Below are 11,431 nucleotides of genomic sequence, written 5' to 3' on the forward strand. Positions count from 1 at the left end.
GCTGCAGAATGAGGTGGACGCGTGACCGAGGCGCACATCGAGACGGAACTGCCCCCGCCGCTACCCGAGGGCGGCCTGCGGATCACGCCGCTCGGCGGGCTCGGCGCCATCGGTCGCAACATGACCGTCTTCGAGTACGACGGCAAGTTGCTGATCGTCGACTGCGGGGTGCTCTTTCCTGACGTCGAGCAGCCGGGCGTGGACCTGATCCTGCCCGACTTCGGGCCGATCCTGGACCGGCTCGGCGACGTGCAGGCGATCGTGCTCACCCACGGGCACGAGGACCACATCGGCGCGGTGCCGTACCTGCTCGCCCACAAGCCGGACATCCCACTGGTCGGCTCCCAGTTCACCCTGGCCCTGGTCGAGGCGAAGCTGGCCGAGCGGCGGATCCAGCCGTACACGCTGACCGTCCGGGAGGGCGGCCGGGAGCGGCTCGGTCCCTTCGAGTGCGAGTTCTTCGCGGTGAACCACTCGATCCCGGACGCGCTCGCGGTGGCCATCCGCACCGGGGCGGGCCTGGTGCTGCACACCGGTGACTTCAAGATGGACCAGCTGCCGCTGGACGGCCGGATCACCGACCTGGCCGGGTTCGCCCGGCTCGGCGCGGAGGGGGTCGACCTGCTGCTGTCGGACTCCACCAACGCGGAGATCCCCGGCTTCGTCACACCGGAGCGGGAGATCGGGCCGGTGCTCGACTCGATCTTCGCCAAGGCCAAGGGGCGGATCATCGTCGCCTCGTTCGCCTCGCACGTGCACCGGGTGCAGCAGGTCTTCGACTCGGCCGCCGAGCACGGCCGCAAGGTGGCGTTGATCGGCCGGTCGATGGTCCGCAACATGGGCATCGCCCGCGACCTCGGCCTGCTCAACATCCCGGCCGGCCTGGTGATCGGCATCGAGGAGGCGACCACCCTCCCGCCCGAGCAGATCGTGCTGATGTCCACCGGCAGCCAGGGCGAGCCGATGAGCGCGCTGGGCCGGATGGCCAGCGGGGACCACCGGCACATCACCATCGCCCCCGGCGACACCGTGGTGCTGGCCTCGTCGCTGGTGCCGGGCAACGAGACCTCGGTCTACCGGGTGATCAACCGGCTGGCCCGTGCCGGCGCGGTGGTGGTGCACAAGGACGTCGCCAAGGTGCACGTCTCCGGCCACGCCCCCGCCGGTGAGCTGCTCTACCTGCTCAACGTGACCCGCCCGAGCAACCTGATGCCGGTGCACGGCGAGTGGCGGCACCTGCGCGCCCACGCCCGGCTGGGCATCGAGAGCGGGGTCGCCCCGGACCGGGTGGTGCTCTGCGAGGACGGCGACGTGGTGGACCTGGTCGAGGGCCGGGCCAGCCTGGTCGGCCACGTCAAGAGCCGGTACGTCTACGTCGACGGGTTGGCCGTCGGCGACGTCAGCGAGTCGCTGCTGACCGAGCGCCGGATCCTCGGCGACGGCGGTTTCATCGCCACCACCGTGGTGGTCGACTCGGTCACCGGCAAGGTGGTCGGTGGCCCCACCCTGTCGGCGAAGGGCTTCTCCGAGGACCCGGCCGCCTTCGACCCGGTGATCCCGCTGGTCACCGAGGCGCTCAACCGGGCCGCCGCGGACGGCATCACCGACCCGCACCAGCTCCAGCAGATCGTCCGGCGCACCGTGGGCCGCTGGGTGAACGACGCGTACCGTCGGCGCCCGATGATCGTCCCCAACGTCGTCGAGGTCTGACCACCGGCTCGACCGCACCGGGTCCACCGCCGCCCGTTCCACGGGTACGGACGGCGGTGGACAATGGTTCAATCGACCGCTTCGCAATAGTTTGTCGTCGATTGTTTCAACCGTTCGGCGCCGTGTTCCGTACTCCGTGCCGGCAGACGTACCCGCGTCGGCCGGGAGGAGCGTGGCGGATGGACCGCAGACGGATGACAGCCATCGGCGTGGTGGTCGTGGCGCTGGGAGCGGCGACGGCGGTGACCCTGCCCTCGTTCGCCGGGGAGGGGCCGACCCCGACGGGTGGCCCGGGTGCGACCTCGGCGCAGCCCGCGCCGGAGGTGGTCGACGCGCTGCGGCGGGACCTGTCGCTGAGCCGGGAGCAGGCGCTGAGCCGGCTCGACCGGGAGCGGTGGGCGGCCGGCGTGACCACCCGGCTCGGCGCCGAACTCGGCGCCGCGTACGGCGGAGCCTGGCTCGCCACCGACGGCACCACCCTGAACGTGGCGGTCGCCGACCGGGCCGAGGCCGAGCGGGTACGCGCCGCCGGTGCGGTGCCGAAGGTGGTCACCCGGAGCCTGACCCAGCTCGACCGGCTCAAGAACACCCTGGACCGGTCCGGCCCGGCCGCCTCCGACGCCATCTCCGGCTGGTACGTCGACGTCGCCAGCAACTCGGTGGTGGTGCTCGCCGAGCCCGGCGCCACCAACGCCGGCTGGCGGTTCGTGGACCGCAGCGGGGTGCCCCGGGAGGCCGTCCGGGTCAACGCCACGGTGCAGGCCCCCCGACTGCTCTTCGACGTGCGCGGCGGCGACGCGTACCTCAACGGCAGCGGCCGCTGCTCGGTAGGCTTCTCGGTGGTCGGCGGCTTCGTCACCGCCGGGCACTGCGGCCAGGTCGGCGACCGTACCCTCGGGGCCAACCAGTTGGAGCAGGGCGTCTTCCGCGCCTCGTCCTTCCCCGAGGACGACTGGGCCGTGGTCGCGGTCAACCGGGACTGGATCCCGCAGCCGGTGGTCAACGACTTCAACGGCGGTACCGTCCCGGTCGCCGGGTCGCTGGAGGTCCCGGTCGGCTCGTCGATCTGCCGCTCCGGCTCCACCACCGGCGCCCGCTGCGGAGTGGTCCAGGCCCGCAACACCACGGTCAACTACCCGGAGGGTACGGTCACCGGCCTGACCCAGACCAACGTCTGCGCCGAACCGGGCGACTCCGGTGGCTCGTGGATCTCCGGCGACCAGGCGCAGGGCGTCACCTCCGGTGGCTCCGGTGACTGCACGGTCGGCGGCATCACCTTCTTCCAGCCGGTCAACGAGATCCTGCAGACCAACGGACTGACCCTGGTCACCACCGAGCTGACCGGCTCCGGCGGGGCAGCCCAACCGGCCCGTCGTGGCCTGCTCGGACGCATCTTCTCCTGACGCTCCACCCCGCTGCCCCCGCCCCGTTCAACCGGGCGGGGGCAGCGCCGTACGCCCATCTCGCGCACGTATCCACACTGCCCCCGTCCCCGCGTCCGCGCTGCGCCCGCCCCTGTCGCCCGCCCCTCCCCGCGTCCGCGCTGCGCCCGCTCGGTCGGGACTGCGTAGATTTCCGTGTTTGACCTGGGTGTGGTCCGTTGGACAGGACGTCGATCCTGTCCAGGAAGGACCACGTCATGGCAGACAAGAAGAATCCGGTTCAGCTTCCGGGGCCGTCGGTGGCGGAGCGGGAGTTCGCCCAGCAGTTGGTCGAGCGGGCCAAGGCCGACGGAGTCTCGTTGGTCGGATCGGGTGGGCTCCTCGCCGGGATTACCCGCACCGTCCTGGAATCAGCGCTCGACGCCGAGTTGGACGCCCACCTCGACGACGCCGGTGTTGACGAGGAGACCGGTCGGCGGGTCAACATCCGTAACGGTCACGGGGTGAAGACGGTGCAGACCGAGGTCGGGCCGGTGCGGATCCAGGTCCCTCGGGACCGGGCCGGGTCGTTCACCCCGCGGATCGTGCCGAAACACGCCCGCCGCCTTGACGGCTTCAACGAGGCGATCGGCGTCGCTGTACGCGAAAGGGTTGACGACCGGGGAGATCTCCGCGCATCTCGCCGATGTGTATGACGCCGAGGTGTCCCGGGAGTTGATCAGCCGGGTCACCGACAGTGTCCTGGCCGACATGGAAGCGTGGCGGCAACGCCCCCTGGACCGGATCTATCCGGTGGTGTTCATCGACGCCCTGGTGATGAAGATCCGCCAGGGGCAGGTCGCGAACCGACCCGTCTACGTCGTCGTGGGGATCAGCCTCGACGGGGAACGCGACGTGCTCGGCATGTGGGCCGGCACCGGCGGTGAGGGCGCCAAGCAGTGGGCCGCCTACCTCACCGAACTGCGTAACCGGGGCGTCGAGGACGTGTTCATGGTCTGCTCCGACGGACTCAAGGGCATGACCGACGCGATCGAACAGGTGTGGCCGCTCGCGGTGCATCAGCAGTGCGTCGTCCACCTCGTCAGAGCCAGCCTGCGCTACACCAACCGCAAGGACTGGCAGAAGATCACCCCCGCGTTGCGGGAGATCTACACCGCGCCCACGGTGGCCGCCGCCGAGACCCGGTTCGAGGCGTTCGCCGCCGAGTTCGGCGACCGCTACCCGGCCGTCATCAAGCTGTGGCGCCAGTCCTGGCCCCAGTTCGTGCCGTTCCTGGACTACAACCACGAGGTCCGCAAAGTCCTCTACACCACCAACATCATCGAGTCCCTGAACGCCCGGTTCCGGCAGGCCGCCCGCCGCCGCGGGCATTTCCCGACCGAGCAGGCCGCGATGAAGGTCCTCTACCTCGTCGTCCAGCAGAAACGCCGGGGCGGCGGGAGTATCACCGGCCGGGTCTACGGTTGGGCCAAGGCCCTCAACGCCCTGATCCTGGCCTACAGCGACCGGATCACCATCTAACAACCTCGATCACACCACAGGCCCAAACACGGAAATCGCCACACTCCCGCTCGGTCGTGGAAATAGTGGTCACTGGTGGTGAGAGAGCTACTCGTTCCTGGATGTTGTGCCAAGGAATCCGGGTGTTGTGCACTCGTTCCTGGGAGTTGTGTGGTGGGGGGAGCTGCGGGTGGGGGAGCCTTTGGGGGTGGCGGTCGGTCGGGCGATCTCGCAGTCGAAGATGCCGGCCCAGAAGGTCGTCAACGAGGCGACGCCGGAGCAGTGGGTCACCGAGCGGTGGAGGTCGCGGACGACCTGGCCGGGGTTGGCGGGGCCGGTCTGGCTGGCGGGGGCGTGGTCGGGGTGCGGGACTCGAAGGACCGGGCGGGGGCGGTCCTGGCCTTCGCCCCGACGCGCTGGCGAGCCTTCGTCGACGCCCTCAAGTCCGGCCACCTGACCTGACCGCTCAGCCTCGCAGCCTTTGGGGAGATCTGTTGTCGCTATAGCGACAACAGATCTCCCCAAAGGCACCCCGAATATGGCGGAGAGGCAGCGCGGCGAGGTCGTCAACCACCGACCGAGAGTAAGGAAGGGCCCCTTGTTAACGCATCTGGTATAGAGGGTTACCCCTCTCACCGCCGGCTGGGGGCGGCAACCACGGAGCCGCCGGCCGGGGGCGGCAGCCACCGAACCGTCAGCCGAGGGCAGCGACCGCCGAGCAGGTCAGCCGAGGGCGGCCACCGCGTCGGCGTACGCGGTCGCGGTGGTCACGGCGGCGTCGACCAGGACGGCCAGCTGCACCGGGGCCACCCCGTACGCCAGGTCGGTGTTGACGTCGCCGGCGAGCACCAGCTCACCGTTGCCCAGGTCGTGCACGTACGCCCGGGGCTGCAGCCGATCGTGGTTCCAGGCGTTGCAGAACCGGTACGCCTCGGCCCGGCGGGTCGCCGGCAGGCGGCGGACGGCGGCCACCCGCGCCTGCAGGATGTCCCCGCGTTCGCCGATCCGCTGGAACTGGATCACCGCCGATCCCCACCGACCGAGCACGGTGCCGGTGGCGTCGACCGCGTAACCGTCCCCGCGACTGTCCAACGTGGCGGTGATCATGGACAGGCTCAGCGGCATCGGCTCCACGTCGCTGGTCCCGCCAAGCACGTCCTGGCCGTAGTCGTCCCCGGGAGCGCGGTCACCGGGCACGTCCTGGGTCGCGCCGTGCGGTTTGCCGCCGGCTGGTCTGCCGCCGTGCGGGCCGTCACCGTCCGGTCCACCGATATCGGACCCGTCGCTGTCCGGCCCGTCGGCGGGCAGGGGGACCGCCGGGCCGGTCGGGCGTTCGGCCAGCCAGCCCGCGATCCGGCCGGACTGGTGGCCGGTGCCGTTGCGGGCGTCGAAGCTGCCGGCCAGTGCGGTGGCGACGGCGAGCAGGTCGGCACCGAGCGTCCCGACGTCGAGATCGGCTGCCGGCCGGGTGCCGTACGCGGGGCGGTGGATCCGCTGTGCGGCCAGCCCGGCCTCGGCCGCCACGGCGCAGACCAGCGCCCCGGCGGCGGCGAACTCCATCGCCCGCCGGTCGTCGGGGGCCCGGTCCAGTCGGGGCAACTGCTCGGCCAGGACCGCCAACCCCCGGGCCGGGTTGCCGCTGAGCGCGCAGAAGCGCAGGTGCGCCGCGAGGTACCCGAACGCCGACCACTCCCGCCGGTGTCGCCGGTAGGCCCGCACGTGTCCCGCCGCCGCCCGGTGCGGCTCGCCGGAGCGCAGCCACGGCAGCAGCGCCACGGCCAGGGCCGCCGCCGGCTGGTCGGTGCAGTCGACCGTACCCGCCAGGACCGGGCCGAGTTCGGCCAGCGCGCCCCGGTGGTCGCCCCAGCCGGCGAGCAGTTCGGCCCGCCGTACCGGTAGACAGCCCACGCAGCCCGAGGCCGGATCGGGCTCGGCGGTGCGCCACCGCTCGTACCAGCGTCGGGCCGCTGGTTCGTCGCCAACGTGGTCGGCGATCCGGCAGCGCAACCCGGCGACCACCTGGCCGCCGACCTCGTCCAATCCGGGTACCGGGCCAGCGTCGGTGGCCTTGTCCAGCCACGTTGCCGGGCCAGCGTTGGCGGCGGTATCCAGTCCCGGCACCGGGCCAGGGGCGCTGGCGGTGTACGGCCCGGATACCAGGCCAGCGTCGGCGGCAGTGTCCAGTCCGGGTACCGGATCGGGTTCGCCGGAAGTGTCCGGTCCGGGTAGCGGGCCAGGGGCGTTGGCCGTGTGTGGCCCGGGTGCCGGGCCAGCATCGGCGGCGGCGTCCAACTCGGCCACCGGGCCGGTCTCGGCGGCTGCCGCCGGCACCGTCCCGGCGTCCGGTCCGTCCACCGGGACCGGTGCCCGGTCACCGGCCGGCGACGACCGGCGGACCAGGTCGTCCAGCATGGCCCAGCCCTGGGCCAGGCCCACCCGGGGCGTGCCGAGCATCGCCTCGACGGCGTACCGCTGGTACCGGCGCATCGTCGCCACCAGGTCATCCGGGGACGGCGGTTCGTCGACCCGCGCCCGGTCGAGGGTGTCGAGGCAGTGGCGTACCGGATCGAACAGCCGCCACTGCTCGTCCTGCCGCAGGTACGTCTCGATCAGCTCGACGCGGGCCTGGAGCGACCGCGCGGTGTCGCCGAGCGCGTCGGCGTGGCGGGCGACCCGCTCCAGGTCGGCGGCGCGGTCCGGGCCGTCCGGCTGGTCCCGGGCGTCCGCCAGGGCCTCGACCAGCGACTGGCCCTCCCGCCCGGCGGTGCGGTCGCGCCCTACGACCCCGTCCCGGCCGGTGAGTCCGTCCCACCCGGTCACCGCGGCAACCCGTCGCGGTGGCGGCCGACGGCGGCGGCGAGATGGCGGCCGGCCGAGATGCCGGTGTCGAGGAGCCGGTCGAGTTGGTGCGTGGTCACCCCACGCTCCAGGTCGGTGACCGCCTCGCCGTGGATCCGGGCCTGGCCGGCGTCGTCGACGTGGACGAAGGCCTTCGGCCAGAGCTGCCCGTGGTTCCAGTCGTTGCAGAAGGCGTGCAGTGCCGGCACCCGCTCGATGCTGAAGGTCGGCGCGGTCACCGTGCGGACCTGCAGCACCTCTCCGGCGGCACCGAGCCGCAGGAACCAGAACACGGTGTCGCCCTGGCGGCTGTAGTGGCTGCCGTCCGGAGCGGTGTGCACGGACCGACCCCGCTGGACCAGCACGGCGGCGACGAGGTCGCCGGTGAGCGGGCGCAGCGTCGACGGGTGCCCGACGAGAGGATCGTCGGAGAAAGCCGGCGACACCATCCGAGATCCCTTCCTGGAGAGGCGAATATCACGATTGGCGGCAAAGGCCGTGTTGCGACGCGCGGACACGACCCGCAAAAGCGGCGGTCCACCGGCCTACGCCGTTACGGTGACCCTATGGCGGGCCGTACCTCTCAGGCGAGCCGGCGGCGCGGCGCGTCGCCGCGCGGAACCACGAACAACCGTGCCCGGCAACCGGCGAAGAAGGCCAAGGCGCCCGTCCGGCGCAAGGCCGCGGCCCGTCCCGGCCCCGCGAACCTGATCGGCCGGGCCATCGGTACGACCTGGATGGGCGTGGCCCACGGGGTCGGCTGGGCGGTACGCGCCGCCGGCCGGCAGGCCGCCTCCGCCCGGGACCTCGACCCGGAGCACCGTCGCGACGGTGCAGGCCTGCTGCTGTTCGGCATCGCCCTGCTCAGCGCGGTGGCGATCTGGTTCTCCGGTGCCGGCCCGGTGGGGCAACGGCTCGCCGACACCGTCCGGCTCTTCCTCGGCGCGATCTCCATCGTGGTGCCGGTGCTGCTCTCCATCGGGGCGTGGCGGGTGATGCGGGAGCCGGGCGACCCGGAGCACCGGGGGCGTGGGCTGGTCGGCTGGGGTTCCATGTTGGTCGCCTTCGCCGCCCTGCTGCACATCGGACAGAATCCGGTCGACCAGACCCAGCGTGACTACGCCGGGGGGCTGATCGGTGCCGGCGTCGGTGACCTGCTCCAGCGGGCGGTGACCGGCTGGGTGGCGGTGCCGCTGCTGATCCTGCTGCTGGTCTTCGGCCTGCTGGTGGTCACCGCCACGCCGATCAACAAGATCCCCGAACGGCTCGGTCTGCTCGCCGGCACGGTGGTCGCGCCGCCGGACGACGACGAGGAGGCCGAGGCGCCGCCGGCGAAACCGGCCCGCCGCCGGCCGGCCAAGCGCGCCGCGCCCCCGCCGTCCGACCCGGACGACCTCGACGACGAGGAGTACGAGGGCGTCGACCTGCAGCAGACGATGGTGCTGCCGCGCAAGCCACCGTCGAAGGTCCCGGCCAGCCGCAAGCCGGCCGAGCCACCGGAGCACTCGCCGGCGCCCACCCGGGCCGAGCAGCTCGCGCTGACCGGGCTGGCCGGCGACTACACCCTGCCGCCGGCGAACATGCTCTCCGGCGGGGCCGCCCCGAAGACCCGCAGCAAGGCCAACGACGAGGTGATCGCCGCGCTGCGCGGGGTCTTCGAGCAGTTCGGGGTGGACGCCGACGTCACCGGCTTCACCCGCGGCCCGACGGTCACCCGGTACGAGGTCGAGCTGGGCCACGGGGTGAAGGTCGAGCGGATCACCCAGCTGTCCCGCAACATCGCGTACGCGGTGAAGTCGCCCGACGTCCGGATCCTCAGCCCGATTCCGGGCAAGAGCGCGGTCGGGGTGGAGATCCCGAACACCGACCCGGAGAACGTGGCCCTCGGTGACGTGCTGCGCTCCCGGGCCGCCACCAGCGACCACCACCCGATGGTGGTCGCCCTCGGCAAGGACATCGAGGGCGGCTACGTGGTGGCCAACCTCGCGAAGATGCCGCACATCCTGGTGGCCGGGGCCACCGGGGCGGGCAAGTCGAGCTGCCTGAACACCCTGCTGGTGTCGATCCTGACCCGGGCCACCCCGGACGAGGTACGGCTGCTGCTGATCGACCCGAAGCGGGTCGAGATGACCAGCTACGAGGGCATTCCGCACCTGGTCACCCCGATCGTGACCAACGCCAAGAAGGCGGCCGACTCACTGGAGTGGGTCGTCCGCGAGATGGACATGCGCTACGACGACCTCGCCGCCAACGGGGTCCGGCACATCGACGACTTCAACCGCAAGGTCCGCAACGGGGAGATCACCGCCCCGCCGGGCAGTGAGCGGGAGATGCGCCCGTACCCGTACCTGCTGGTGATCGTGGACGAGCTGGCCGACCTGATGATGGTCGCCCCCCGCGACGTCGAGGACTCGGTGGTCCGGATCACCCAGCTGGCCCGCGCGGCCGGCATCCACCTGGTGCTGGCCACCCAACGACCGAGCGTGGACGTGGTCACCGGCCTGATCAAGGCCAACGTGCCGTCCCGGCTGGCCTTCGCGACCTCGTCGCTGGCGGACTCCCGGGTGATCCTGGACCAGCCCGGCGCGGAGAAGCTGCTCGGCCGGGGCGACGGCCTGTTCCTGCCGATGGGCGCGTCGAAGCCGGTCCGGATCCAGGGCGCCTGGGTGACCGAGCGCGAGATCGCCGACGTGGTGAAGTTCTGCAAGGACCAGCGGGAGCCGGAGTTCCGGTCGGACGTGCTGACCCCCGTCCAGGATCCGAAGAAGAAGATCGACGAGGAGATCGGCGACGACCTGGACCTGCTCGTGCAGGCGGTGGAGCTGGTGGTGACCTCGCAGTTCGGCTCGACCTCGATGCTGCAACGCAAGCTGCGGGTCGGCTTCGCCAAGGCCGGCCGGCTGATGGACCTGATGGAGACCCGCGGGGTGGTCGGCCCGTCCGAGGGCTCCAAGGCCCGCGACGTGCTGGTCAAGCCGGACGAGCTGGAAGAGGTCCTGGCCGGCCTGCGCGGCGACGACTAGGCCCGCGGCGACGACTGGGCCCGCGGCGACGACTGGGCCCGCGGCGACGACTGGGCCGACACCGGGAGACCCGGACGCGGACGGGCCCGCCGGGATCTTCCCGGCGGGCCCGTCGCGCGCGGTGGTGCTGGTGCGGCGGCTATGTCAGGAACTCATGATCAGGGCGCCGAGGATCATGTTGAGCAGGATCGCGCCGACCCCGGCCGCGGCGGCGTACCAGCCGAGCGGCTTGTCGCCCTGCAGCGCGCCGGCGACCCCGAGACCCACCGCGATCAGGCCGAAGAGCAGCGGGAACACGAAGATGCCGATGGCGGCGAAGACGAAACCGGCGATCGTCAGGATCCGCGCGGTGCTGGTGTTGGAACGGCCCCGGGTGCCGGTGTGGATGTTCGCCATGATGTCCTCCTGGTCGACTGATCTTCGGCGTCGGTCAGGCAGTACCCACGGTGGTGCACCGTCCAAACAGCACCGGGCGAAGCACTCAGTGGAAGACCTTCAGGCCGATCACGCCGGCCACCACCAGCAGCAGGCAGAGGATCCGGGGCAGGTTGACCGACTCGCCCAGGGCCACCATGCCGACGACGGCGGTGCCGACCGCGCCGATACCCACCCAGACCGCGTAGCCGGTGCCGACCGGGATGTCGCGCAGCGCGTACGCCAGGCCGAGCATGCTGAGAACCAGGGTGACCAGGAAGACGAGTGAGGGCGCCAGCCGGGTGAACCCGGCGCTCCGGTCCAGGGCGATCGCCCACGCGGTCTCCAGCAGTCCGGAGATCACCAATACGATCCAGGCCATGAGATCCACCTCGGCGGGCCGGCCCGGCCTCCGGGACCGGGACGAGTCTCCTCGCGCGCAGTGTCCTGCCGCGCGAGCTTCCACGCGGGGCGTCTTGGCCTGACCGGGTACGCCCACGACTCGTCCGGGGTGGCCACGGCGTACCGGGCCACCGTCGCGACCATAGCACCGCCGGTGTGCGG

8 protein-coding genes, 1 pseudogene and 1 riboswitch are annotated in these 11,431 nt (G+C 72.0%); of the genes and pseudogenes, 5 read left to right on the forward strand and 4 right to left on the reverse strand.

The window, feature by feature from the left end; genetic code table 11:
- Positions 1-21: 21 nt before the first annotated feature.
- From ACN28G_RS04605 to ACN28G_RS04620, 4 genes and pseudogenes are all read left to right on the forward strand, one after another.
- Positions 22-1,710 (forward strand): ribonuclease J, encoded by a 1,689-nt coding sequence (locus ACN28G_RS04605; protein WP_091435574.1) that lies wholly within the window; start codon positions 22-24, stop codon positions 1,708-1,710.
- Between the two features lie 179 nt (positions 1,711-1,889).
- Complete coding sequence (locus ACN28G_RS04610; RefSeq protein ID WP_421478495.1) at positions 1,890-3,113, forward strand: S1 family peptidase; 1,224 nt, start codon at positions 1,890-1,892, stop codon at positions 3,111-3,113.
- Between the two features lie 236 nt (positions 3,114-3,349).
- Positions 3,350-4,613, forward strand: a pseudogene (locus ACN28G_RS04615) (IS256 family transposase).
- 276 nt (positions 4,614-4,889) lie between these two features.
- The gene (locus ACN28G_RS04620) at positions 4,890-5,054 is read left to right on the forward strand and encodes a DUF397 domain-containing protein (RefSeq protein WP_229688651.1); all 165 of its coding nucleotides are present in this window, start codon (positions 4,890-4,892) and stop codon (positions 5,052-5,054) included.
- Positions 5,055-5,315: 261 nt separating this feature from the next.
- Here the strand turns inward: ACN28G_RS04620 and ACN28G_RS04625 are convergent, their stop codons facing one another.
- Positions 5,316-7,079, reverse strand: coding sequence for a YbjN domain-containing protein (locus ACN28G_RS04625; protein ID WP_421480858.1), 1,764 nt, complete (start codon positions 7,077-7,079; stop codon positions 5,316-5,318).
- Between the two features lie 329 nt (positions 7,080-7,408).
- A complete protein-coding gene (locus ACN28G_RS04630) occupies positions 7,409-7,879 on the reverse strand; it encodes a YbjN domain-containing protein (RefSeq protein WP_091435577.1) in 471 nt (156 codons plus the stop codon).
- A 117-nt stretch (positions 7,880-7,996) separates the two neighbouring features.
- On the opposite strand from ACN28G_RS04630, the gene ACN28G_RS04635 reads away from it, so the two are divergent.
- On the forward strand, positions 7,997-10,453 hold the full coding sequence (locus ACN28G_RS04635; protein ID WP_091435578.1) for an FtsK/SpoIIIE family DNA translocase: 2,457 nt from the start codon (positions 7,997-7,999) through the stop codon (positions 10,451-10,453).
- A 144-nt stretch (positions 10,454-10,597) separates the two neighbouring features.
- Here the strand turns inward: ACN28G_RS04635 and ACN28G_RS04640 are convergent, their stop codons facing one another.
- Positions 10,598-10,849 (reverse strand): hypothetical protein, encoded by a 252-nt coding sequence (locus ACN28G_RS04640; protein WP_091435580.1) that lies wholly within the window; start codon positions 10,847-10,849, stop codon positions 10,598-10,600.
- An 85-nt stretch (positions 10,850-10,934) separates the two neighbouring features.
- Positions 10,935-11,249: a quaternary ammonium compound efflux SMR transporter SugE gene (gene sugE, locus ACN28G_RS04645; RefSeq protein WP_091435581.1), complete on the reverse strand. Its 315-nt coding sequence runs from the start codon at positions 11,247-11,249 to the stop codon at positions 10,935-10,937.
- Between the two features lie 83 nt (positions 11,250-11,332).
- A riboswitch (guanidine-III (ykkC-III) riboswitch) is annotated at positions 11,333-11,404 on the reverse strand.
- Positions 11,405-11,431 lie beyond the last annotated feature (27 nt).

This window comes from Micromonospora sp. WMMA1923, assembly GCF_049179195.1.
Classification (GTDB): domain Bacteria; phylum Actinomycetota; class Actinomycetes; order Mycobacteriales; family Micromonosporaceae; genus Micromonospora; species Micromonospora yangpuensis.

What these genes read in the sequence shown, in the direction of transcription:
- sugE (WP_091435581.1), bottom strand. Translation starts at nt 11,249, where the DNA reads ATGGCCTGGATCGTATTGGTGATCTCCGGACTGCTGGAGACCGCGTGG.
- ACN28G_RS04635 (WP_091435578.1), top strand. Translation starts at nt 7,997, where the DNA reads ATGGCGGGCCGTACCTCTCAGGCGAGCCGGCGGCGCGGCGCGTCGCCG.
- ACN28G_RS04610 (WP_421478495.1), top strand. Translation starts at nt 1,890, where the DNA reads ATGGACCGCAGACGGATGACAGCCATCGGCGTGGTGGTCGTGGCGCTG.
- ACN28G_RS04630 (WP_091435577.1), bottom strand. Translation starts at nt 7,879, where the DNA reads ATGGTGTCGCCGGCTTTCTCCGACGATCCTCTCGTCGGGCACCCGTCG.
- ACN28G_RS04640 (WP_091435580.1), bottom strand. Translation starts at nt 10,849, where the DNA reads ATGGCGAACATCCACACCGGCACCCGGGGCCGTTCCAACACCAGCACC.
- ACN28G_RS04625 (WP_421480858.1), bottom strand. Translation starts at nt 7,079, where the DNA reads ATGCGCCGGTACCAGCGGTACGCCGTCGAGGCGATGCTCGGCACGCCC.